Consider the following 24,651-nt stretch of genomic DNA (forward strand, 5'->3'; position numbering starts at 1 on the left):
GGTACAAGGAACGCTGGGGAATCGAGCTGTTCTTCAAATGGATCAAGCAACATCTGAAGATCAAACAGTTCTTGGGAAGGTCAGAAAACGCCGTCCGAATCCAGATCTTGACTGCCCTGATCACCTATCTGCTGGTGACGATCATGCATCATTCAAACAAGGTCACAACATCGCTGTGGGACTTCTTTTGCCTGATCCGTGCCACCATTTTTCAGCGCCCGGAAATCGAAGCCAACGCGCTACGAAGTCGACAGAATAGACAGGCCGAGATCAAAAATCAGGGATGTCTATTCTGATGCGACAGTCAACAAGATTATTCCGGACAGCAGTGCGCCTTCGCGGGAACGACGTCTTGGGGCTAGCTGATTACCTTCAAGCCGACAACGGCATCTTCTCGATCAGCTTGTCGAGCGTGATCGGATACTCACGCACGCGCACGCCGGTCGCGTTGTAGATCGCGTTGGCCACGGCCGCTGCCACACCGCACAGACCCAGCTCGCCAATGCCTTTGGCCTTCATCGGTGACGAGATCTCGTCTTCCTCCTTGAGGAAGATGACCTCTTGATGCGGCACGTCGGCGTGTACCGGCACCTCGTAGGTGGCCAGATCGTGGTTGGCGAAGAAGCCATGGCGCTTGTCGACCACCAGGTGCTCCATCAGTGCGCCGCCGATACCCATCGTCATGCCGCCGATGACCTGGCTGCGGGCCTGCATCGGGTTCAGGATGCGGCCGGCCGCGCACACGGCCAGCATGCGCCGCACGCGGGTTTCACCCGTGACCGAGTCCACCGCGACTTCGACGAAGTGCGCGCCGAAGGTCGACAGCTGGTTCTTCTTGTCCAGGCCACCGGTGAATTCAATGGTGTCCTCACCGACCAGCTCACCACCGGCGGCGGCCTTGGCCAGCGGCTGGCTGTTGCCGCCCACGCGCACGGTGCCGTCGACGAATTCGGCATCGGCTTCGGTCACGCCCAGCTTGGCCGCCACCTGCTCGCGCAGCTTGACGCAGGCCGCGTACACGCCCGACGTCGCGCTGTTGGCGCCCCATTGGCCGCCCGAACCGGAGGACGCCGGGAAGTCGGAGTCGCCCAGGCGCACGTCGATGCGATCAAGCGGCACGCCCAGCATTTCGGCGGTGGTCTGCGCGATAATGGTGTAGCTGCCTGTGCCGATGTCGGTCATGTCGGTCTCCACCGTCACGCGCCCATCGCTCCCCAGCTTGACGCGCGCGCCCGATTTCATCACCGGGCTGTTGCGGAAAGCGGCAGCCACGCCGTGACCGATCAGCCAGCGGCCTTCGCGGACCTGGCCTGGTTTCGGATTGCGCTTGGCCCAGCCGAATTTGTCGGCGCCCATGCGCATGCACTCGATGAAGCGGCGCTCGGAAAACTTGCGGATCGGCTTTTCCGGATCGACCTTGGTGTCGTTGAGGATGCGGAACTGGACCGGGTCCATGTTCAGCTTTTCGGCCATCTCGTCCATTGCGATTTCCAGCGCCATCATGCCGGGCGCTTCGCCCGGCGCGCGCATCGCATTGCCTTCAGGAAGATCGAGCTCGGCCACGCGGGTGGCCGTCATGCGGTCGGCGCCCGCGTACAACAGGCGCGTTTGCGCGGTCGAGACCTCGGCGCTGCCTTTTGGCAGGTTGCCGTTCCAGGTTTCATGGCCGATGGCCATGATGCGCCCGTCACGACCGGCGCCGATGCGGATGCGCTGGATCGTCGCTGGACGGTGGGTAGTGTTATTGAAAATCATATTACGCTGCAGCGCCACTTTCACCGGCCGCTTGGCCGCACGCGCACCCAGTGCCGCCAGCAGCGCATCGGCGCGCAGGAACAGCTTCGAGCCGAAACCGCCGCCGACATACGGCGAGATCACGCGCACTTTCTCTTTCGGGATGCCCAGCGTCTTGGACAGGTCGCCACGGCACCAGGCGATCATCTGGTTCGACGTGTAGACCGTCACCTTGTCGCCTTCCCAGAAAGCAGTGGAGGCGTGCGGCTCCATCATCGCGTGCGACTGGTCGGGTGTCTTGTAGGTGGCGTCGAGCTTGACCGGCGAGGTCTCGAAGCCGCGCGCGAAGTTGCCCGTCTTGGTATCCGGCGGATCCGATTCGCCTTCCGGCTTGACGGCATTGGCTTTCTCGGCGGCCAGGTCGAAGCGGCCCTTCTGGACCGTGTAGTTGACCTTGACCAGGCCGGCGGCGGCGCGCGCCTGCTCGAACGTCTCGGCCACCACCAGCGCGACGGCCTGGTGATAGTGCTGGATGTTCGGGCCGGCCAGCAGGTGGGCGACGTTCATGTCGCCCTTGCCCAGCTTGCCTGCGTTGGCGGCGGTGACCACGGCCAGCACGCCCGGCGCGCGGCGCGCGGCCTCGGTGTCGATCGATGCGATGCGGCCCTTGGCGATGCCGGAACCGACGACGAAGCCGTGGGCGGCGTTCGGCACTTCCTTGTGGTGCTCGTAGGCGTACGGCGCATTGCCGGTGGTCTTGAGCGCGCCGTCGATGCGCTTGAGCGGTTGACCGACATAGCGCAGGCGGTCGATCGGATTGGTGGTTGCGGGAGTAATGAATTTCATGGCTTAAGCTTTCTTCGCGTCTTGTATTGCTGCGGCCAAAATACGGTGCACCAGGGGAACCTTGAATGCATTGTCTTCGGTAGTGCGCGCGCCGGCCATCAGGCGATCGGCGACGGCCTTGGCGCCGGCGCCCATCTGCTGCTCGGCCGCTTCGACGCGCCATGGCTTGTGCGCCACGCCGCCGACGGCCACGCGACCGCTGCCGTCAGGCAGGATCACGGTGGCGACCGATACCAGTGCGAAGGCGTATGACGCCCGGTCACGCACTTTCTTGTAGGCGTGCACGCCGCCCAGCGGCTTTGGCAGCGTGACCGAGGTGATCAGTTCACCTGGCTCAAGCACCGTTTCGATGTGCGGGGTGTTGCCCGGCAGGCGGTGGAAGTCGGCGATCGGGATGCTGCGCATGCTGCCATCGGCGCGGACGGTCTCGACTTCGGCGTCCAGCAGGCGCATGGCAATGGCCATGTCGCTCGGATGCGTCGCGATGCAGGCGTCGCTCGTGCCGACCACGGCGTGATGGCGCGTGAAGCCGCCAATGGCCGCGCAACCGCTGCCCGGCTGGCGCTTGTTGCACTGTTGCGCGGTGTCGTAGAAGTACGGGCAGCGGGTGCGCTGCAGCAGATTGCCCGACGTGGTTGCCTTGTTGCGCAACTGGGTCGAGGCGCCGGCCAGCAGCGCGCGCGAGAGCACGGCGTAATCCTTGCGCACGCGCGCGTCCGATGCCAGGTCGGTGTTGCGCACGAGGGCGCCGATGCGCAGGCCGCCATTGGCGGTGGGCTCGATCTTGTCGAAACCCAGGCCGTTGACGTCGATCAGGGCGCCAGGCGTTTCGATCTCGAGCTTCATCAGGTCGAGCAGGTTGGTGCCGCCGGCGATAAAGCGCGAGCCCGGGGTACGGGAGACGAGCTGGGCTGCTTGTGCGGGCGTGGTGGCGCGCTGGTAAGTAAAGACCTTCATGCTTTGACCCCTCCGACTTCCTTGATCGCGTCAATGATGTTGGAGTAGGCGCCACATCGACAGATATTGCCGCTCATGCGCTCGCGGATTTCTTCCACGGTCAGTTGTGGCTTTGCATTGAGGTCGCCCGTGACGTGGCTCGGGATGCCGGCGCGAATTTCTTCGATCACCGACACGCTCGCACAGATCTGACCGGGCGTACAGTAGCCGCACTGGTAGCCGTCGTGCTTGACGAACGCGGCCTGCATCGGGTGCATCTTGTCCGGCGTGCCGAGGCCTTCGATGGTGGTGATCTTCGCGCCATCGTGCATCACGGCCAGCGACAGGCACGAGTTGATGCGGCGGCCATCCAGGATGATGGTGCAGGCGCCGCACTGGCCCTGGTCGCAGCCTTTTTTCGAGCCAGTCAGGTGCAGGTGTTCGCGCAGGGCATCGAGCAGCGTGGTGCGGGTGTCGAGCTCGAGCGTGACATCCTTGCCGTTGACGTTGAAGGTGACACCGGCCTTGACCGGTTCCGGATTGGCCGCCGGGGCGTTGGCGGCTGGTTGCGCGTTCGCGCCAGGCATCGCCACGGCGGATGCCGACACTGCGCCGGCAATCAATACATCGCGCCGGGACAGCTTGATTTCCCTGAATTGTTCCATGCTTGGAGGTTCTTTCTATACAGTACGTTGTTCGTGCGGGAGATCAGTGTCAATACGACAGCGCCGCCCGTGCGAAAAAGAGATAACGAGATGATTGAATTGATTTTATGTCAGCTCGGAGGAAGGCCGCGCTCCCTTGAAACTTGAAGGACTTTGGTGATCGTGACAGGCGGTCAGCGCGTAATGACAGCCGAGAGGATGCGCGGCGGGGCCGGCATAATCGATCGATCGGCGCGCGAAGCCCGAGTTGGCAAAGTATACAGCCTGACGGCGAGAGGCGTACGACAGCGACCTTTTTCAGTCCGCCGTTCGCTACGCCTTCAGTGCGCGCAGTGCCGGTTCATGCTGCTCAGCCCATAGCCACAAGCTGCAGAACGCAGCGCACAGACTCGTTCCCATGTCTGTCAGTTCGTATTCCACACGTGGAGGCACTTCCGCGTAGACCGTCCGTAGCACCAGTCCGTCCGCTTCCAGTTGCCTGAGCGTTTTGGTCAGCATGCGCTGGCTGATCGATCCGACCAGTTCGCCGACGCGCGTGAACCGCTGCCTGCCTTCTTGATGCAATACTTCGAGAACGCACATCGTCCATTTGTCGGCGATGCGGCCGAGGACGTCTAGAACGAGTGCATCGAGCTCAGGGCGAGGTTGCCGGGATGCGTCGTCCGCCTGGTCCGGTTCGAATATCACACGTCGTTGCGCCATCCTGGCCATCCTGTTTGTCCTGTTGGTTACCGATCGGTTCGTACCACACAAAAACGTGCCTACTTCCTGTATGAGAGTAGTAGGGTAGGCTAGCACATGTCTCCGGCGAATTGTCACTGGAAACTTGACCGAACCTGCTCATCAAAAGGAATACCATGAACACTTCTGGAAACACGATACTCATCACTGGCGGCGGTTCGGGCATTGGTCGCGCGCTGGCCGAAGCATTTCATCGTCGCGGTAATCAAGTGATCATCGCGGGGCGTCGCCAGGAGGCGCTCGATGACGTTGCCGGGGCCAACCCGGGCATCGTCACCGCCGTGCTGGACGTGACGAACGCAGCGGACATCGATCGCTTTTCGCAGCACATCGCGCGCGCGCACCCAGTCCTGAATGTCGTCATTCACAATGCCGGCATCATGCGCCCCGAAGACTGGACCGCCCACGCAGTCGATACCGCGACGGCGCATGCCACCATCGCAACGAACCTGCTTGCGCCGATCCTGCTGACGGCTGGATTGCTGCCCTTGCTGCGCCAGCAAGCGCAATCGACGATCGTGACCGTGTCATCGGGCCTGGCATTCGTACCGCTGGCCGCCACCCCGACGTATAGCGCGACCAAGGCGGCGATGCACTCATTCAGCGAATCGCTGCGCCATCAGTTAAAAGGCAGCAATGTCGATGTCATCGAAATCGCACCGCCGTACGTGCAGACAGAGCTGATGGGTGCACACCAGGCCGGCGATCCGCACGCGATGCCGCTCGCGGCGTTCATCGACGAGGTTCTCCAGATCCTCGAGACGCAGCCGGATGCCGAAGAAGTGCTGGTACAACGTGTACACCCACTGCGCTTTGTCGCTGAACAGGGCGAGGCCGGCTACAAGGAATTCTTCGGGACACTCAACGGCAAACGGTGATCGGCAAGCGGCGTTCCTGCAGCACGTCAGCTGACTGGACAGACAACTCAGTCAGCTGCTCGGTCTTCAGGCGCACGCTGCTGCCACTAGCACCCGAGTTGCTCCACGTAGTACAATCGCCGCGGCGCGGGCATGGCGAAATTGGTAGACGCATCAGACTTAAAATCTGCCGCCGTGAGGCGTGCCGGTTCAATTCCGGCTGCCCGCACCACGAATTATCTAGAGTCCCCCACTGCGCTCTTCGCCCCGCCATCCATGCAGGGCACGCGCAGGGCAGCGGCCTTGTCCGGATGGTGTAGCATGCCATCCGGCACCTCAACTACGGCGCTGCATCACGATCGCCCCCCCGTACGACAAGCAAGGACCCGAATTGAATATCACGATCAACGACGAATTGCGTTCTTTCGTCGATCCACTCAGCCCGATCGAACAAGCCGCGCTCGAGCGCAGCCTGCTCGCCGAAGGTTGCCGCGACGCGCTCGTGCTCTGGCGCGATACGCTGATCGACGGCCACAACCGCTACGACCTGTGCCAGAAGCATGGCATTCCGTTCCGCACCGTCCACAACAACAACTTCGAATCGATCGAGGACGTCATGCTGTGGATGATCGACAACCACCTGGCGCGCCGCAGCGTGTCGGACTTCCAGCGCGGCGTGCTGGCGCTCAAGAAAAAAGAGATCGTCTCGGCCCGCGTGGTCGAGCGGCCGGCGGAAGAAGAAGGCGAGACTGACGCGCCACTCGATCCTGCCTCGCCACCGTGGAACACACGGGAAGACGTCGCCCGCGCCGCGCGCGTCTCGAGCAACACCATCAGCCAGATCGAGCGCATCCAGAAAGCGGCGACGCCCGAGCTGCGCGAAGCCGTGCGCGCCGGCACCATCTCGATCAATGCCGCCGCCAACGTGGCGCAGTTGCCCGAGTCGGCGCAGATCGCGGCCGTGGCCGGCGGCCGCAAGGAGCTGCAGCAGGCCGCGCGCCAGGTGCGCGAGCAGAAGAGCGCAGCTCGCCCGCGCAAGGAGAAGGAACCGGTCGACCCGGCCGATGAGCTGGCCATGCTGCGCAGCGAACGCGCGGCGCTGAAAGACCGCCTGGCCACGCTGCTGACCGAAAACGAACGCCTCAAGCAACGTCTCGTCAACGCCGGTCTCGGCGAAGACTGAACTTAACCCAGCCCCGAAGGAGCCAGCCCAGATGCCCACGTCACGTTCGTTCACGCCGGCATTGCTCGGCTTGCTCCTGATCGCCGCCGCCGCGCCGTCGTTCGCCGTCGCGCCCAAGAAAACGCCGGTCACGGCGTCCAGCGTACAAGCTGCGCCGAGCGCGGCGACGGTGGCGCGCTGGAAGGCGGCGGCCGAGCGCGTGACGATCATGCGCGACAAATGGGGCATCCCGCACGTGTTCGGGCGCACTGACGCCGACACCGTGTTCGGCACGCTGTACGCGCAGGCCGAGGATGACTTCAACCGGATCGAGCTCAATTACATCAACGCGATGGGGCGCCTGGCCGAGGTCGAGGGCGAGGCCGAGATCTGGCGCGACCTGCGCATGAAGCTGTATGTCCAGCCGGCCGCGATGCAGGCCCGCTACGCTGCCAGTCCTGCCTGGCTGCAGAACCTGATGAAGGCCTTTGCCGATGGCCTGAACTATTACCTGTACACCCACCCCGAGGTCAAGCCGAAGCTGCTGACCCACTTCGAGCCGTGGATGGCGCTTACCTTCAGCGAAGGCAGCATCGGCGGCGATATCGAGTCGATCGAGCTGGCCGACCTGGAAGCGTTCTATGGCAAGCGGCCGGTGGTCGCGCAGCTGGACAAGCTCAAGGGGTTTGCCCCCGAACCGCGCGGCTCGAACGGCTTTGCCATCGCGCCGAAACTGAGCGCCAATGGCCGCGCGCTGTTGATGATCAACCCGCACACGTCGTTCTACTTCCGCCCCGAAGTGCACATGGTCAGCGAAGAAGGCCTGAACGCGTATGGCGCCGTGACCTGGGGCCAGTTCTTCATCTACCAGGGGTTCAACGACAAGCTGGGCTGGATGCACACGTCGGGCGGCGGCGACGTGATCGACGAATACCTGGAAACGGTAGTCGACCGTGGCGGCGAATACTTCTACAAGTACGGCAAGCACGAGGCGCCGATGCGCAAGATGGCGATCACGCTGCCCTACAAGACGCCAGGCGGCAATCTGGCCAGCCGCAATGTCACGGCCTATTTCACGCACCACGGCCCGGTCGTGCGCGCCGAGGGCGGCAAGTGGGTGTCGGTCAAGCTGATGGACGACCCGCTCAACGCGCTGACCCAGTCGTACACCCGCACCAAGGCGCGCGACTACAGCGCGTTCTACAAGGCGATGGAGCTGCGCACCAATTCGTCGAACAACACGGTGTACGCCGACGCGAAGGGCAATATCGCTTACTTCCACGGCAATTTCATTCCGAAGCGTGACCCGCGCGTGGACTGGACCCGCCCCGTGGACGGCAGCAATCCCGCCAACGAGTGGCAGCGCCTGCACGAGATCGACGAGACCATCACGCTGTTCAATCCAGCCAGCGGCTACATCCTGAATACCAATAACTGGCCGTGCACGGCCGCCGGCACGAGCAGCCCCAAGTGCGCGAACTATCCGTCGTACATGTGGTCGCTGCCCGAGAATGCGCGCGGCCGGAATGCCGAACGCGTCTTCAAGGAGGCCAAGGGGCTCGACATCGACAGCCTGATCGCGGCTTCGTACGACACGCGCCTGCAGGCATTCGAGCCGCTGGTGCCCGCCGTGATCGCCGACTACGACGCCTTGCCGCCGGAAGACCCGCGCAGGGCGGCGCTGGCCGAGCAGGTCGACGTGCTGCGCGGCTGGAACATGCGCTACGCCATTGATTCGGTGCCCACCTCGCTGGCCGTGTACTGGGGCCAGGACCTGGTGGCCCAGCATGGCGCGCGCGCCAAGCTAGAGACCATCCCGCCGGTCGACTACATTGCGCAGCGCCTGAGCCCCGCCGACCGGCTCGATGCGCTGCTGCGCGCGTCGAACAAGCTGGCGGCCGACTTCGGCGACTGGCGCACGCCGTGGGGCGAGATCAACCGCTTCCAGCGGCTCTCGGGCGCCGTCGACCAGCAATACGACGACAGCAAGCCGAGTATCCCGGTGCCGTTCACGTCGGCCAACTGGGGCTCGTTGGCATCGTTCGGCATGTCGGCCAAGCAGACCACGAAGCGCATCTACGGCGATCGCGGCAACAGCTTCGTGGCGGCGGTCGAGTTCGGTCCGAAGGTGCGCGCCAAGAGCATCCTGGCCGGCGGCCAGAGCAGCGACCCGCGTTCGCCGCACTTCAATGACCAGGCCGCGATGTATGCGCGAGGCGAGTTCAAGGATGTGCTGTTCTACAAGGAAGATATCGAGCGCAATCTCGAGCGCAAATACCATCCGGGCCAGTGATGAAAAGGATGGCGATTGACTGGTGATTCACATTGCTCACACGCTATAATCGCACCCTTCGTTGCATCGGACAGACAGGCAGGACAGGGCAGTGGCCAAACTCTATTTCAGGTACTCGGCGATGAACGCCGGCAAATCGACGGCCCTGCTGCAGGTCGCGCATAACTACGAAGAGCAGGGCCAGCAGGTCAAGCTGTATACCGCGGCCATCGACAACCGCTACGGCGTCGGCGTGATCACGTCGCGCCTCGGGGCTCAGCGCGCCGCCGAGGTATTTCATGCGGATACCAACTTCCTCGACCAGGTGGCCAACGTGGCCTGCCTGCTGGTGGACGAGTCGCAATTCCTGACGGCGGCCCAGGTCAGCCAGCTGCACCAGCTGGCCCAGTTGCGCGGCGTGCCCGTCATCTGCTACGGCTTGCGCAGCGATTTTCGCGGTGAACCGTTCCCCGGCTCGGCCTATCTGCTGGCGTTGTCCGACGACATCGAGGAAATCAAGAATATCTGCACCTGCGGCAAGAAGGCGACGATGAATATCCGGGTCGACGAAGCGGGTCGCCGCATCCGCGAAGGCGAGCAGGTCAGCATCGGCGGCAACGAAAGCTACCGCCAGGCTTGCGGGCGCTGCTTCTACGCACGCTGACACCATGTTTGGCGGCTGCAGCGCCTGGCTTCCCGCCGCCGCCTGCGCCGTGGCGGCGCCATCGCTCGACATCTTTATCTACCTGATTCCCTCGGCCGCGCTGGCCTTCCTCCTGTGGATCGGTTCGGCCGCCCACCCCGTCTTTTTCATCTTCACCGCCGCCGGCACGCTGTGCCACGAGCTGGCCCATTTCTCGGTTGGCCTTCTGACCAATGCCGAGCCGGTCGGCATGAGCGTGCTGCCGCGCCGGATCAAGCTGCGCAAGGGCAGCAAGGCCGGGGCACACAACTGGGAACTCGGCTCCGTCACCTTTGCCAACCTGCGCTGGTACAACGCGGCCCCGGCCGCGCTGGCGCCGCTGCTGGTGCTGTTCGTGCCGCTTGGCGTGGCCTGGTGGCGCACGCGCCATGGGCTGGCGTTCGAGCCGCTCGACCTGGCGCTGATGGTGTTCCTCGCGCCGCAGTTCCTGTCGTTCTGGCCATCGCCCGTCGATTGGAAGCTCGCGGCCCGTTCGTGGCCCTGGGCGCCGTTGCTGGCGCTGCTCGTCGCGCTCTGGGTTTATGGCGACACCCTGTTGAAGCTTATCAAAGGGTAAAGACAGCGCCGGAGCAGGCTTACGGCAACCTTAATTGGCCGGGTTTCGGGTGCTGCAAGCGGGTCAAGCCGCCTCTGGCGCGCCGATCTATCCTGTAGAATGGATTGAAAAGCGCGGTATGGCAGGTATGCCTTGCGCCATGCCGCAACCGCAACAGGAATCCCGTTCGGAGAATCGCAGAATGAAGAAGCACGTGCTCCTCGCCGCCATGGCCTTTGCCATGTCCGCCCATGTGGTGACCGCGCAGCCCGAGAAATCCGCTGCCATCGCAACGCCGCCGGCCCCGGCCAAGCCCGCCGATGCGGCCAAGTCCGCCAAGCCCGCCAAGCCCGCCGCCAAGTCAGCGACCCCTGCAATTCCAAGCGACATGAAGCCGATCGCCGCCCAGACCCAGGCCGCCCTGTGGGCCTCGCGCGTGCTGGGCCGTTATCACTACAGCCCGATCCCCCTTGACGACGCGATGTCGGCCAAGATCTTCGACAGCTATTTCGAAGGCCTCGACAGTGAAAAGCTGTACTTCACGCAGGTCGACCTCGACAGCTTCGCGGCCCTGCGCACGAAGATGGACGACGCCATCAACACCGAAGACCTGAGCGCGCCGTTCACCATCTATAACCTGTACCAGAAGCGCTTCGGCGAACGCATGGCGTACGCCCGTGGCCTGCTCAAGGGCAAGTTCGACTTCTCGACCGACGAGACCATGCAGCTCGACCGCGAAAAAGCAGCCTGGGCCAAGAGCGAAGACGAAGTCCACGACCTGTGGCGCAAGCGCGTCAAGAACGACTGGCTGCGCCTGAAGCTGGCCGGCAAGGACGACAAATCGATCCGCGAAACGCTCGACAAGCGCTACGAGAACTACGTCAATCGCATCGGCAAGCTGAACAACGAAGACGTGTTCCAGATGTTCATGAACGCGTATGCCACCGCAATCGAGCCGCACACCAATTATCTCGGTCCGCGCTCGGCCGACAACTTCGATATCGCGATGCGCCTGTCGCTCGAAGGCATTGGTTGCGTGCTGCAGTCGCGCGACGACTACACGATCATCCGCGAAGTCGTGCCCGGCAGCCCGGCTGAAAAGTCCGGCAAGCTCAAGGTGGGCGACCGCATTGTCGGCGTGGCGCAGGGCAATGCCCCGTTCACCGACGTGCTTGGCTGGCGCCTGGACGACGTGGTTGCGCTGGTGCGCGGCGAAAAAGGCACCACGGTGCGCCTGGACGTGATTCCTGGCGACGGCGGTGTCGATGCCAAGCACGTGAGCGTGTCGATGGTCCGCAACAAGATCAGCATGGAAGAGCAGGCCGCCAAGAAGTCGATCATCAAGGTCAAGGAAAACGGCGTCGAGCGCCGCATCGGCGTGATCGCGCTGCCGACCTTCTATCAAGACTTCGAGGGCCGCCGCAAGGGTGAAAAGGATTTCCGCAGCGCCACGCGCGACGTTGAACGCATCTTGGTCGAGCTCAAGAAAGAGAAGGTCGACAACGTCCTGATCGACTTGCGCAACAACGGTGGCGGCTCGCTCACCGAGGCGGTCGAGCTGACGGGCCTGTTCATCGACAAGGGTCCGGTCGTCATGCAGCGCACGGCCGAAGGTCGCGTTGAAGTCGAAAGCGACGTCAAGCCGGGCCTTGCCTGGGACGGTCCGATGGGCGTGATGATCAACCGCGGGTCGGCTTCAGCGTCCGAGATTTTCGCGGCGGCGATCCAGGATTATGGTCGCGGGCTGGTGATTGGCGAGCCGAGCTTCGGCAAAGGCACGGTCCAGACGCTGATCGATCTCGACCGCTTCGCACCGAACGAAAAAGCGCGCTATGGCGAGCTCAAGATGACGATCGCGCAATTCTTCCGCATCAATGGCGGCACCACGCAGCTGCGTGGCGTGACGCCCGACATCAAGCTGCCGGTGATGACCGATCTCGACAGCTTCGGCGAATCGTCGTATGACAACGCCCTGCCATGGGTGGCGATCAAGCCGGCGACCTATATGCCGCTGGGGAACCTGAAAGAACTGGTGGCCCCGCTGCAGCAACGTCACGAGGCGCGCATCGCCAAGGACAAGGACTTCCAGTTCCTGCAAGAAGACATTGCCGAGGTGCTCAAGCTGCGCAAGGAAAACGTGATTTCGCTGAATGAAGCCGTGCGCCGCAAGGAGCGCGATACGCAGGATGCCCGCTCGAAGCTGCGCGAAGCCCGCCTGGGTGGCACGTCGGTGACGCCGGACGAGCCTGCCAGCGGTCCGGGCAGCAAGGAAAAACGTGCTGAAACGCCAGACCCGACCAAGGCCGAGAAATCGGTGGTGGCCGTGCGCGGCGCACCGCGTCAGGACGATGGCCTGCAGGCTGACGAGCGCAATCTGCAGTCCGAACTGGCTGCCGAAAAAGCGGCCAAGGATGCCAAGGACGTGATGCTGCAAGAGGCGGCCAATATCTTGGCGGACGAAGTTGGCATGCTCAAGACGGATGTGCGAATGGCGTCACGCGTGATGCCGTATATGGCGGTCGTAAATCCTGCCGGCGGGGCAGTCAGCGCCAACGCCAAGTAAGCGTTCTCACGATCGGCGCGGCTGTTGCGCGCTGTATCAGTCAAGGCTGCATTCTTCCGAATGCAGCCTTTTTTCGTTCAGCTGTCGGGTTTAGGGTGTCGATGACAAAATAATATGATAATTGTCAATGATGTATCAAAATTTTCGGAATATGCGTGATGATTTGATGTCAAGTTTGATGTGGAATTTTGATATTTATTCCAATAAACGATGTTTTTGAAGAATAATTCTTACAGGAATCGCCAGGCGGGAGTAACGCACGATTTGTTTTCACCCGGCAGTTGATCTTTCTTTGCTCATGCTAGGATTACTTCGTGCTTGCAAAAAGAATCATCATTACTTTCTCAGGAGTTATTTTCATGTCAATTCGCCACCTTGTTGTTGCTTCGCTGCTCATCTCTGCCGGCGCAGCCCAGGCTGATGTTGTGTCCTCGGCCTCGCAGCCGGCGTTTCAAAGCGGCTGGACTACCGGCAACGGGTCCAGCGTGATCGGCTCCGGCGTGTTCGGTACCGGCGTCAGCCTGGTTGGTGGCATTGCTCACAACGCCAGCAGCGACCTCACCTCGGTGCTGGTCGGCAAAGCCAGTTCCAGCCTGTCGCAGGCAGATGCGCAGAAATTGTTTGTTCAGCAAGGCATCGACGCCAGCTATGTGCTCAGCGCCGGTAACGGTTTGCTGGCGGCCCGCTTCGGCAATTCGGCCGCGGTGATCAACGACGGCGACGGCGTCAAGATCGTGCAAGGCCAGACTGGCCAGAGCGGTAGCGGCGCGGCGCCAGCTGCCGGCGGTTCGGCCGGCGGTGGTGCAGCGGTCGGTGGCGGTGCGGCCGGCGGCGGTGCAGCGGTCGGCGGCGGTTCGGGCGGCGGTAGCGGTTCGGGCGGTGGGACGGGTTCGGCTGGCGGCACGACGCCGGGCGCCGGTGGCATTGGCGGCGTCGACGTCAGCCTGCCGCCCGACACCGGCGAGACCGGCGGTGGCAATGCGACGCTGCCAGTGGCTGCGCCAGGCGCGGGCGTGCCTGCCGCCGACCCGAGCGTGCTCTTGCCGGACGAGGTCAACGAAGTGCCTGAGCCAGGCACGATCGCACTGATGCTGGCCGGTCTGGCGGGCGCTGGCCTGTTCGGTCGTCGCCGCAAGGCAAACTAAGCGGTCCTGTACCGCGACGGAAGCATGGCTGAATGGCCGTGCTTGATGACATGGCGCCAGCTTTGCCTGGCGCCATATGCGTTTACCTGTTGCTCGGTGGGCCAGTCGTGGCGGGCGCCGGTTTGTCAGTCTGGAATGTGGTGGCGCCAGGTATGGGTATCGTTTCGCTAACAGCGCATCATGAAACTGACGCCAAACGGCGACACATTTAAATTCCCTGAGTCAATTTTTATTCTTTCTGGCATAGAATCTACGCTGCAAGAATTCAACTCAAGGAGCAGTATGGCAAGGCCAGAGAAGGTGCGCCTCGGCGAAGTGCTGATGCAGCAGAAGCTGTTGAGTGAAGAACAACTCCAGCAAGCACTGGCGGATCAGAAGCGCACCGGGCGCAAGCTTGGCCGCGTATTCGTCGAGAGCGGCTTCGTCACCGAGGACCAGATTTCAGGCGCACTGGCGCGCCAGCTCGACATCCCGTACATCAACCTCAAGTTCTACAACATCAACGCCGACCTGGTGCGCCTGCTGCCCGAGACGGCCGCGCGCCGTTTTCGCGCGCTGGTGCTGGAAGACCGGGGCGACGCGATGCTGGTCGGCGTGTCCGACCCGACCGACCTGTTTGCCTATGACGAGATCGCGCGCCTGATCAAGAAGAGCGTCGAGCTGGCCGTGGTCAACGAGACCGAGGTGCTCGGCGCCATCGACCGCATCTACCGCCGCACCGGCGAGATCACGGGCCTTGCGCGCGAGGTCGAGGCCGACTTGGGCGACGTCTCGATCGACTTTGGCGCGCTGGCGGCGAACCCGGGGCTGGAAGAAGCGCCGATCGTCAAGCTGCTGCAATCGGTGTTCGACGATGCGGCGCAAGTGCGCGCGTCCGACATCCACATTGAACCGCAGGACGGGCGCCTGCAGATTCGCTTCCGCATCGACGGCGTGCTGCACCTGCAGACCGAGGCCGACCTGAAGGTGGCCACGCCGCTGGCGCTGCGCCTGAAACTGATGGCCGACCTGGACATCTCCGAGAAACGTCTGCCGCAGGATGGCCGTTTCGCGGTCAAGGTGCGCAACCAGCGCATCGACGTGCGTATCTCGACGATGCCGACCCAGTACGGTGAATCGGTCGTCATGCGTCTGCTGAACCAGGGCGGCACCAATCTGCGCCTGGACGCCATTGGCATGCCGGCGCGTTTGGTCGAGCGCTTTCGCGCCATTGTCGCCCGGCCGAATGGCCTGGTGCTGGTCACCGGCCCGACCGGTAGCGGCAAGACCACGACGCTGTACAGCGCGCTGGCCGAACTGAACTCGGTCGAGAAAAAGCTGATCACGGTCGAAGATCCGGTCGAGTACCGGCTGTCGGGAATCAACCAGGTGCAGGTCAACGACAAGATCGAACTGTCGTTTGCGCGCGTGCTGCGCTCCGCACTGCGCCAGGACCCGGACATCGTCCTGGTCGGCGAGATGCGCGACCAGGAAACCGCACAGATCGGTCTGCGCGCCGCGATGACGGGTCACCTGGTGCTCTCGACGCTGCACACGAACGATGCGGCCAGTACCCCATTGCGCCTGATGGACATGGGCGTGCCGCGTTATATGGTTGGCGGCTCGCTGCAGGCCGTGCTGGCCCAGCGCCTGGTGCGCGTGATCTGCGAGAGCTGCACGGTCGACTACCAGCCGGCCGCGAACGAAGTCGAGTGGCTGCGCTCGGAGCTCAAGGAGCTGGCAGAGAGCACGCGCTTCTTCCACGGCAAGGGCTGCTCGCACTGCAACGGCACCGGCTACCGGGGCCGCACCGGCGTCTACGAGCTGCTGGAAATGACGCGCGCCGTGACCGAGGCCGTGAACCATCCCGACCCCGGCCACTTCTTGAAAGTGGCGCAGACCGAGATGCGCGGCGACACGCTGCGCCGCCACGCGGTAAGCCTTGCCGTCCAGGGCCGCTCGACGATCGCCGAGGCGATGCGGGTCAGTAACCAGTTCGACGATTGAGCCGCTAGCCGATGCCTTTCTTTGCCTATAAGGGCCGCGACGGTCGCGGTGAGTTGATGCAGGGCGTGCTCGAAGGCGCCGACAGCGGCGCCGTGGCCGACCAGCTGTTCGGCAGCGGCGTCACGCCGCTCGAGATCAACCTGACCCGCAAGCGCGCCACCGGCGCGGGCGACGCCGTCAATTGGCGCGTGCGCCTGTTCGAGAAAAAGGTCACGTCGATGGACGTGCAGCTGTTCAGCCGCCAGATCTACACGCTGCTCAAGTCCGGCGTGCCGATCATGCGCGGGCTGGCCGGACTGCAGGAGTCGGCCATCAGCACGTCGTTCGCGCGCATCATCAAGGATTTGCGCGAGTCGCTCGACGCCGGGCGCGAGCTGTCCATCGCGATGGCGCGCCATCCGGCCGTGTTCACGCCGTTCTACCTGTCGATGGTGAAGGTCGGCGAAATGACGGGGCGCCTCGAAGAAGTGTTCCTGCGCCTGTTCGATCACCTCGAGTTCGACCGCGACATGCGCGAACGGGTCAAGACGGCGCTGCGCTATCCGATGTTCGTGGTCATTGCGATGGCGATCGCGATGGTCATCGTGAATATTTTCGTGATCCCGAAGTTCGCCGCGGTGTTCCAGTCGTTTGGCGCCGAGCTGCCTTTGATGACGCGTATCCTGCTGGCGACCTCGCAGTTCACGATCGCGTGGTGGCCGGCGCTTGCCGGCGCGGTGATCGCTGCCATCGGCGGCTTCAAGTTGTGGACGCGCTCGATCAAGGGCTTGATGACCTGGGACCGCGTCAAGCTGCGCCTGCCGGTCGCCGGCAAGATCATCCATAAAGGCACGATGGCCCGCTTCGCCCGCAGTTTCGCGCTGTCGCTGCGCAGCGGCGTGCCGATCGTGCATGCGCTCACCGTGGTGTCCCAGACCGCCGATAACGCTTACCTGAGTTCACGGATCGATCAGATGCGCGATGGCGTCGAGCGCGGCGACAGCATCCTGCGCACGTCGACCGCTGCCAATGTGTTTACGCCGATCGTGCTGCAGATGATCGCTGTTGGCGAGGAAACTGGCTCGATCGACGATCTGATGGACGAGATCGCCTTGATGTACGAGCGCGAAGTCGACTACGAACTGAAAACCCTGTCGAGCCAGATCGAGCCGATCCTGATCACCTTTCTTGGTGGGATGGTGTTGATCCTGGCACTCGGCATTTTCTTGCCCATCTGGGATCTCGGGCAGGCGGCATTGCATCCGAAATAACATCAAGACGCGATGGTGTTGCGTAATAACACCATTTAACATGACGCCAGGACGAAAAGTCGCTATCCCTTGCAGAAAAACCGGCAGGTTTTCTTCTTGGATACCGAAATTTCCTCACGCCAATGTAGAATTAATCAAGCCCTCGATGATGTGTCGGAGGGATCCACATCCTTCCTATTGAATGGAGAGTAGCAATGAACAAAGGTTTCAACAAAGGCGCGCAAGGCGGTTTCACCCTGATCGAACTGATCGTCGTGATTGTCATCCTGGGCATCCTGGCGGCAACGGCGCTGCCAAAGTTTGCCAGCCTGAGCGGTGATGCGCGGGCTGCGTCGCTGCAGGGCGCTCGCGGCGCGATCAGTGCCGCCTCATCGATGTTGCACGGGAAATGGTTGATCAATCCCGCCGACACGATCAACGTTGAAGGTTCGACGATCTCGATGAACTTCGGCTACCCGACGCAAGGTACGATCGCAGTGGCGGCCGGCCTGGACCCGAAGGATTACAAAGCGGCGCCAAATGGCCAGCAGATCGTTTTCACGCCGATCAATCTGCCGGCTAACCTGGCTGGAACCTGTTTTGTTTCGTACAACGAAGCGACGGCAGCAGTTCCCGCGCCAGTGATCGCCACCAATACCAGCAAGTGCGAATAAGCGTTTCTTCGCCGGCCCTGGGAGCGCTGCCACGGCAGCGCTTTTTTTTATCGCTCCGATGCCTGTGACCGGCGTTTTTGAGCAGGGGGTGGCATGGTTGCCACACGGCTCCATCAACTTCGCCGATTCTGCGATTTTTTGTGATTTCCCTCAATCACTCTTGTCTATAATCAAGACATTGTCGATGCCGACCCATACCGCGATCAATTAGCCGCCTGCATGCGTTTGTTCAAGAAATCCAAAAAGAAAACCGGCTGGCTGGCTTTCGCCATCGCCGGCGACCGCGTGCTGGCCGCGAGTGTCGAGCGCATGCCCGACGCCAGGCCGGTCGTGCGCCTGGTCATGCCGGTGGCTGCTCCATCGGGCGCGGAGGCCATCGAGAAGGTTGGCCGCGAGGGCCAGGCCGGCCTGCGCCATTGCACCACATTGCTGACCGGCGGCGACTACCAGATCCTCAACGTCGAAGCCCCCAACGTACCGCGCGAAGAAATGAAAACGGCCGTACGCTGGCGCCTGAAGGACATCCTCGATTTCCCGGCCGCGGAAGCCACCATCGACGTGCTCGACATCGCCCTGGACGCCAATTCGCGCGCGCAGCAGTCGGTGTTCGTCGTCGCCGCGAAAAACAGCATCATCGCGCCGCGCCAGAAACTATTCCTCGACGCCAAGGTCGAACTGGCCGCGATCGATATCCCTGAGATGGCCCAGCGCAATGTATCGGCCATGCTCGAGCCGGAAGGCCGCGGCATCGCCATGCTGTCGTTCGGCGACGACGGCGGCCTGTTGACGGTGTCGTACCGCGGCGAGCTTTACCTGTCGCGTCGCTTCGACGTCACGCTGGCGCAATTGCTTGAGCCGGACCACGACCGCAAGCACGCCAGCTTCGACAAGATCACCCTCGAGCTGCAACGCTCGCTCGACCATTTCGAGCGCCAGTATTCGTTCATCAGCATCGCCAAGCTCATCCTCGGGCCATCGCCCGTGAGCGGGCTCGACGAATACCTGTCGAGCAATCTGTACACGCCAGTCGAGACGCTGGATCTGTCGAGCCTGTTCGACCTGTCGCGTACGCCCGAGCTGGCCGACCTGGCGCAGCAGCAGCGCTTCTTCCTGGCCATTGGCGCCGCCTTGCGCGACGGGGAGGGCGCATGAGCCAGCAAATCAACCTGTTCAATCCCGCATTCCAGCCGCAAAAGCACGTGCTGTCGGCGGCGCAGCTGGCGCTGGCCGCCGGCATCGTCGTCGTCGGCATCGGGGCTGCGGCGCTGGTGGGCAGCATGCGCACGGCTGAACTGCAGCAGCAGGCCAATGCCGGCGCGCTGGCGCTCGACAAACGGCAGGCGCGCCTGGCGTCGGTCAACCTCGAATTCGTGCCGCGCCAGAAGGACGCCGGCGTCGATGTCCAGATTCTCGACGTCGACCGCCAGCTGGCCGCCATGCGCCACATCTCGGGCGCGCTTGCACGCGGCGAACTGGGTGACACGAATGGCTTTGCCGGCTACTTCAAGGCGCTTGCGCGCCAGAGCATGCAAGGGCTGTGGCTGACCGGCGTGACCGTTGGCGCGGGCGGCGCGCAGATCGGCATCCGCGGGCGCGCCGTCGATCCGGCCATGGTGCCCGGTTACCTCAATCGCCTGACGAGCGAGCCGCTGATGCAGGGTAAATCGTTCAACAGCCTCCAGATCGGTGAAGCCGCGCCGCTGCCGGTGGGGGGCGCGGACGGCCAGGCGGCCACGAGGCCCGCGCCGTACGTCGAATTCAGCGTGCAGTCGGTCGCCGAGGAGGCCCGGCCATGAGTCCAACGCTGAAGCAGCGCATGATCGAACTGGCGGCGCGCATCGACGCGCTGTCGCTGCGCGAGCGCGGCATGGTGTTCGGCGCCACCGTCGCCGTGCTGGTGTTCGCCGGCCACACCTTCGTGCTGGCGCCGCAGGACGCGAAGCAGGCGGCGCTGCGCAACCAGATCGAGCAGCAGCAGAGCGCGAGCGCCGCCATCGACGGCGAGATCACGGCGCGCGTGCAGGGGTCCCGGATCGATCCCGACGCCCAGGCGCGCGCGCGCCTGAACGCGATGCAGCAAGAGATGGCGCAACTGGGCAGCCAGTTGCTGGCCCTTGAGCACGGCCTGGTGCCGCCCGAGCGCATGGGGCCACTGGTCGAAGGCATCCTGCGCGCGAACGGTCGCCTCAAGCTCGTGTCGATGCGCACGCTGCCGGCCGAGCCGCTGGCCGGCCCGGGCGCGCCTGCGGCTGCAACTCCCACAACTGCGGCGGCGACTGCGACTGCGACCGCAGCCGACACGCCTTTGCTGTACCGCCACGGCGTCGAAGTCACGGTGCGGGGCAACTACCTCGACATGGTCGACTACATGAGCGCACTCGATGCGATGCCGACCCGGATGTTCTGGGGCCGCGCACAGCTGGACGTGGAAACCTACCCGGCCGCGCGCCTGACGCTCACCCTGCATACCCTGAGCCTGGATCGACAATGGATGAAGCTGTGAAGAACCTGACCGCGACATTGCTGGCCTGCCTCGCCCTGGGCCATCTGCCGGCCCTCGCCCAACCCTTGCAGGACCCGACCCGGCCACCGGCCGGCATGGACCGCATCGCCATCGATCCGGCGGCGCAGGGGAACACCCCGCGCCTGCAATCGGTACTGATCGCGCCCCATGCGGGCGGGCGCCACGTGGCGGTGATCGACGGCGAGACGCTGCGCCTGGGCGAGAGCTACAAGGGCGCGCGTATTGCCAGCATCAAGCCCGGCGAGGTCGTCCTCGTGCGCGGTACTGAGCGCCAGGTGCTGCGCATGGATGCACCGCTGTCCGGCATGACGCCGGTTGCCCGCTAACCGATGAATCACGTACCCACCATGACACCCAAGTTTTCGACGACGCCGTGCGCGCTGGCCGTGGCGTTCGCAGCCACGATTCTGCTCGGCGGCTGCCAGAGCGCGCCGCAGAACGCCACCTATGACGCGATCACGAAAGAGATGGCCAAGGCCAGCACCCAGCAGGGGGCCAAGCCCGCCGTCGACGATGCGGTGGCCAATGCGCTGCTGCCGCCGGCGGCGACGCTGGCCAGCCAGCTGCCCAAGGCCAGGCCGGCGCTGGAAGAGCGCTTCAACGTGGCCTTCAACAACGTGCCGGCGCAGCAGTTTTTCCGCTCGATCGTGGCCGGCACCCGCTACAACATGCTGGTGCATCCGGACGTGACGGGCAATATCAGCGCGAACCTGAAGGACGTGACGCTGGTCGAAACGCTCGAAGCGGTGCGCGACATGTACGGCTACGACTACAAGATCGAGGGGGCGCGCATCTCGATTCGCCCGCTGACGATGCAGACCCGCATGTTCCATGTGAATTACCTGACCGCGCAGCGCAGCGGCACCTCGAATCTGCGTGTGTCGTCCACGTCGGTGGCCGACGCGGGCAATGGTAACAACAGCAATAACAACGGCGGCGGCAATAACAATAACAACAATAACGGCGGCCAGAACAACGGCAACCAGAACGGCAACAACGGCAACAACAACAGCAGTAACGGCCAGACGCAGACCAACAGCACCGACGTGCGCACGCGCTCGGACAACGACTTCTGGGGCGACCTCAAACTCTCGATTGCCGCCATTGTCGGTTCGACCGAAGGTGGCCGCAGCGTCGTGGTCAGCCCGCAATCGGGCGTGCTCGTGATCCGCGCCATGCCGGACGAACTGCGCAACGTGGACGCCTACCTGAAGGCCACGCAACTGTCGGTCGACCGCCAGGTGATCCTGGAAGCGAAGATCCTCGAGGTGGAGCTGAACGACAGCTTCCAGAGCGGGATCAACTGGGCCTCGTTCGCGTCGTTCCGCGGCTCGCACGCCAACCGCGTCTCGGGCGGCATCATCTCGCCCGGCGCGAACCTGGCGCCGCTGCCGTACACGGGCGGGCAACCGGCCCTGATCAACAACGGCCAGGGCCTGGCGGCCAGCACCGGCTTCTCGCTGTCGAACGCCGCCACTGCGGCCGGCTCGCTGTTCGGCTTTGCGTTCCAGACGAATAACTTCGCGGCGCTGATCACGTTCCTCGAGTCGCAGGGCAGCGTGCACGTGCTGTCGAGCCCCCGCATCGCGGCGGTGAACAACCAGAAGGCCGTGCTCAAGATCGGCACCGATGAATTCTTCGTCACCGGCGTGACCAACAACATCAGCACCGGCGACAACGGCAGCATCGTCAGCCCGAGCGTGACGGTGCAGCCGTTCTTCTCTGGCGTGGTGCTCGACGTGACGCCGCAGATCGACGCCAACGGCAACATCCTGCTGCACGTGCACCCGTCGGTCAGCCAGGTCACCACCGTCAACAAGGATGTCGACCTGGGTTCGGGCGGCACGCTGCGCCTGCCGCTGGCCGCATCGAGCACGTCGGAACTCGACAGCATCGTGCGCGGCCGCAACGGGCAGGTGGTGGCCATTGGCGGCTTGATGCGCCAGGCCTCCACCGGCGACACCGACCAGCTCCCGGGCGCCGACAAGATCCCGCTCTTGGGCAACCTGTTTCGCAACAAGAACCGGACCAACCAGAAACGCGAGCTGGTCGTGCTGATCAAGCCGACGATCGTCGAAGGCGCCAGCGACTGGAGCGACGACATGCTGGACGCCGGCCGCCGCATCGAGCAGCTCGATCCCCGTACGCGGGGGCGTGACTGATGTACGTGGCGCACTTTGGCCTGCGCGAGCTGCCGTTCGGGATCACGCCCGACACCAGCTTCTTCTTCGGCAGCCCGCGCTCGCAGGAAGCGCTCAATACGTTGCTGGTGGCGGCGCGCGGCGGCGAAGGCTTCATCAAGATCACCGGCGAAGTCGGCACCGGCAAGACGCTCCTGTGCCGCAAATTCATGGCCACGCTGGGCGAAGGCTTCGTCACGGCCTACATCCCCAATCCGTATCTCGAGCCGCGCACGCTGATGCTGGCGCTGGCCGATGAACTGGAGATCGCGCTCGAGCGCGATGTCGACCAGCACCAGCTGCTCAAGGCGATCAACCTGCGCCTGCTCGAACTGGCGGCCCAAGACCTGCGCGTGGTGCTGTGCCTCGATGAAGCGCAAGCGATCCCCGTCGATAGCCTGGAAGCCCTGCGCCTGCTGACCAACCTGGAAACCGAAAAACGCAAGCTGCTGCAGATCGTGCTGTTCGGCCAACCCGAACTGAACCGCAAGCTCGCACTGGATTCGATCCGCCAGCTGGCCCAGCGCATCACGTTCCACTATCACCTGGGGCCTTTGAACCGCGACGACATCGATTTCTATGTCGCCCACCGGCTGCGCGTGGCGGGATTTACTGGCGCGCGCCTGTTCTCGAATGCCGCGATCCGCAGCCTGTACAAGGCCAGCGGCGGCGTGCCGCGCCTGGTCAACATCATGGCGCACAAGGCCATGATGCTCAGTTACGGGCAGGGCAAGCAGCAGGTGGCGGGCGGGCATGTGGCCATCGCCGCGCGCGATACGGTGGGCGTGGGCCGCGCGATCCGCACCTGGCTGGCGGGTGGTGCGCTCGTCATCGGCGCGCTGGGCGTCGTCGCCTGGGTGGTGGCGCCATGAGCCTGATTAACAAGATGCTCAAGGACCTCGATGCGCGCGCTGGCCAGCCTGGCGCGGCGCCGCTGCCGGGCGATGTGCGGCCGGTACTGCCGCCCGAGCGGCGCGGCCCGGTGCTGCGCGTGGCGCTGGTCGGTGGCGGTTTGCTGGCGCTCGTTGCCGGTGTGACTGGCTGGAAGATGATGCAGACGGCGCCAATGCCCGCACCGAAGCCTGCCGTGCTGGCGGCTGCGCCGGTCACGGTGAATGTGCCAGCACCAGTGCCAGCACCGGCGTTGGCGCCAGTGGTCGACGTGGCGCCGGCCGCGCCATTGCCGGAGCCGGAACCAGAGCCGAAACCCGCCATCAAGCCTGCTGCGCCTGTCGACACCGCACCACCCAAGGCCAGGCTGGCGCCACGCACGGTCGTTGCGGACAAGCCTGCGCCATCGGGCGGTCGCATCGAAACGACGCCGCAGCGCGCCGAGAATGCCTACCGGCGCGCGCTCGGCGTGCTCGAAGACGGCCGCGTGACGGAAGCCATCGCCACCCTGCAGGCGGGTCTGCAGATCGATCCGCGGCACGAGGCCTCGCGCCAGACGCTGGTCGGTTTGCTGATCGAAGCCGGCCGCCCGGATGACGCGATGCGCCAGTTGCAGGCGGCGCTGGCCATCGATGCGCGCCAGCCCGCGCTGGCGATGCTGCTGGCCCGCCTGCAGCTCGAACGGGGCGGGCCGGCGATCGACACCTTGATGCGCACGCTGCCTTACGCGGCGGGCAATGGCGAATACCACGCATTCCTGGCCGGCGTGCTGCAGCGCGAAGGCCGGGCACGCGAAGCGGCCGACAACTACCAGGCGGCGCTCAAGCGCGCGCCGGGCAACGGTGTGTGGTGGATGGGTCTGGGCATCGCACTGCAGGCCGAGCGGCGCGACGCCGAGGCGGCAGCGGCGTTCGCGCAGGCGCAGGCCAGTGGGACGCTGTCGCCCGAATTGCAGGCGTTTGTCGAGCGCAGGCTGGGGCAGCTCGGTCGCTAAGGGCGCCGTGGGGC

21 protein-coding genes, 1 tRNA gene and 1 pseudogene are annotated in these 24,651 nt (G+C 64.0%); 19 read left to right on the forward strand and 4 right to left on the reverse strand.

The window, feature by feature from the left end:
• Positions 1-138, forward strand: a pseudogene (locus AB2N08_RS00005) (transposase); the annotation flags it as partial.
• 234 nt (positions 139-372) lie between these two features.
• Here the strand turns inward: AB2N08_RS00005 and paoC are convergent.
• From paoC to AB2N08_RS00025, 4 genes are all read right to left on the reverse strand, one after another.
• A complete protein-coding gene (gene paoC, locus AB2N08_RS00010; protein ID WP_367608577.1) occupies positions 373-2,580 on the reverse strand; it encodes an aldehyde oxidoreductase molybdenum-binding subunit PaoC in 2,208 nt (735 codons plus the stop codon).
• Between the two features lie 3 nt (positions 2,581-2,583).
• On the reverse strand, positions 2,584-3,537 hold the full coding sequence (locus tag AB2N08_RS00015) for an FAD binding domain-containing protein (RefSeq protein ID WP_367608578.1): 954 nt from the start codon (positions 3,535-3,537) through the stop codon (positions 2,584-2,586).
• Entirely contained in the window at positions 3,534-4,181 is a 648-nt protein-coding gene (gene paoA, locus AB2N08_RS00020; RefSeq protein WP_367608579.1) for an aldehyde dehydrogenase iron-sulfur subunit PaoA, read from the reverse strand. Before paoA ends, AB2N08_RS00015 begins: the two co-directional genes overlap by 4 nt.
• Before the next feature lie 312 nt (positions 4,182-4,493).
• On the reverse strand, positions 4,494-4,883 hold the full coding sequence (locus tag AB2N08_RS00025; RefSeq protein WP_367608580.1) for a winged helix-turn-helix transcriptional regulator: 390 nt from the start codon (positions 4,881-4,883) through the stop codon (positions 4,494-4,496).
• Positions 4,884-5,038: 155 nt separating this feature from the next.
• Between AB2N08_RS00025 and AB2N08_RS00030 the strand changes: the two genes are divergently transcribed.
• The 18 genes from AB2N08_RS00030 (at position 5,039) to AB2N08_RS00115 (ending at position 24,637) form a co-directional block, all read left to right on the forward strand.
• On the forward strand, positions 5,039-5,800 hold the full coding sequence (locus tag AB2N08_RS00030) for an SDR family oxidoreductase (RefSeq protein ID WP_367608581.1): 762 nt from the start codon (positions 5,039-5,041) through the stop codon (positions 5,798-5,800).
• A gap of 126 nt (positions 5,801-5,926) precedes the next feature.
• A tRNA-Leu gene (locus AB2N08_RS00035) sits at positions 5,927-6,011 on the forward strand.
• 159 nt (positions 6,012-6,170) lie between these two features.
• A complete protein-coding gene (locus AB2N08_RS00040; RefSeq protein WP_367608582.1) occupies positions 6,171-6,962 on the forward strand; it encodes a hypothetical protein in 792 nt (263 codons plus the stop codon).
• A gap of 31 nt (positions 6,963-6,993) precedes the next feature.
• Positions 6,994-9,234, forward strand: a complete 2,241-nt coding sequence (locus AB2N08_RS00045) for a penicillin acylase family protein (RefSeq protein ID WP_367608583.1) — start codon at positions 6,994-6,996, stop codon at positions 9,232-9,234.
• 91 nt (positions 9,235-9,325) lie between these two features.
• A complete protein-coding gene (locus AB2N08_RS00050; protein WP_367608584.1) occupies positions 9,326-9,877 on the forward strand; it encodes a thymidine kinase in 552 nt (183 codons plus the stop codon).
• Between the two features lie 4 nt (positions 9,878-9,881).
• Positions 9,882-10,472, forward strand: a complete 591-nt coding sequence (locus tag AB2N08_RS00055) for a hypothetical protein (protein WP_367608585.1) — start codon at positions 9,882-9,884, stop codon at positions 10,470-10,472.
• A gap of 181 nt (positions 10,473-10,653) precedes the next feature.
• A complete protein-coding gene (locus AB2N08_RS00060) occupies positions 10,654-13,014 on the forward strand; it encodes a carboxy terminal-processing peptidase (RefSeq protein ID WP_367608586.1) in 2,361 nt (786 codons plus the stop codon).
• 359 nt (positions 13,015-13,373) lie between these two features.
• Complete coding sequence (locus AB2N08_RS00065) at positions 13,374-14,159, forward strand: PEP-CTERM sorting domain-containing protein (RefSeq protein ID WP_367608587.1); 786 nt, start codon at positions 13,374-13,376, stop codon at positions 14,157-14,159.
• Between the two features lie 282 nt (positions 14,160-14,441).
• Positions 14,442-16,145 (forward strand): GspE/PulE family protein, encoded by a 1,704-nt coding sequence (locus AB2N08_RS00070; protein WP_367608588.1) that lies wholly within the window; start codon positions 14,442-14,444, stop codon positions 16,143-16,145.
• Between the two features lie 11 nt (positions 16,146-16,156).
• Positions 16,157-17,395, forward strand: a complete 1,239-nt coding sequence (locus tag AB2N08_RS00075; RefSeq protein WP_367608589.1) for a type II secretion system F family protein — start codon at positions 16,157-16,159, stop codon at positions 17,393-17,395.
• Positions 17,396-17,589: 194 nt separating this feature from the next.
• Entirely contained in the window at positions 17,590-18,048 is a 459-nt protein-coding gene (locus tag AB2N08_RS00080; protein WP_367608590.1) for a type II secretion system protein, read from the forward strand.
• Between the two features lie 219 nt (positions 18,049-18,267).
• Complete coding sequence (locus tag AB2N08_RS00085; protein WP_367608591.1) at positions 18,268-19,200, forward strand: agglutinin biogenesis protein MshI; 933 nt, start codon at positions 18,268-18,270, stop codon at positions 19,198-19,200.
• Positions 19,197-19,844, forward strand: coding sequence for a hypothetical protein (locus AB2N08_RS00090; RefSeq protein WP_367608592.1), 648 nt, complete (start codon positions 19,197-19,199; stop codon positions 19,842-19,844). Before AB2N08_RS00085 ends, AB2N08_RS00090 begins: the two co-directional genes overlap by 4 nt.
• Positions 19,841-20,551 (forward strand): hypothetical protein, encoded by a 711-nt coding sequence (locus AB2N08_RS00095; RefSeq protein WP_367608593.1) that lies wholly within the window; start codon positions 19,841-19,843, stop codon positions 20,549-20,551. The genes AB2N08_RS00090 and AB2N08_RS00095 overlap by 4 nt, the downstream gene beginning before the upstream one ends.
• On the forward strand, positions 20,536-20,898 hold the full coding sequence (locus tag AB2N08_RS00100) for a hypothetical protein (protein WP_367608594.1): 363 nt from the start codon (positions 20,536-20,538) through the stop codon (positions 20,896-20,898). The genes AB2N08_RS00095 and AB2N08_RS00100 overlap by 16 nt, the downstream gene beginning before the upstream one ends.
• 21 nt (positions 20,899-20,919) lie before the next feature.
• Positions 20,920-22,734 carry a pilus (MSHA type) biogenesis protein MshL gene (gene mshL / locus AB2N08_RS00105; protein WP_367608595.1) on the forward strand — a complete coding sequence of 605 codons (1,815 nt, stop codon included), beginning with the start codon at positions 20,920-20,922 and terminating at the stop codon, positions 22,732-22,734.
• Positions 22,734-23,624, forward strand: coding sequence for an ExeA family protein (locus AB2N08_RS00110; RefSeq protein WP_367608596.1), 891 nt, complete (start codon positions 22,734-22,736; stop codon positions 23,622-23,624). Before mshL ends, AB2N08_RS00110 begins: the two co-directional genes overlap by 1 nt.
• Positions 23,621-24,637, forward strand: a complete 1,017-nt coding sequence (locus tag AB2N08_RS00115; protein WP_367608597.1) for a tetratricopeptide repeat protein — start codon at positions 23,621-23,623, stop codon at positions 24,635-24,637. Before AB2N08_RS00110 ends, AB2N08_RS00115 begins: the two co-directional genes overlap by 4 nt.
• The last annotated feature ends 14 nt before the right edge of the window (positions 24,638-24,651 follow it).

Origin of the sequence: Massilia aurea, from assembly GCF_040790145.1 — a bacterium.
Lineage (GTDB): Bacteria > Pseudomonadota > Gammaproteobacteria > Burkholderiales > Burkholderiaceae_D > Telluria > Telluria aurea_C.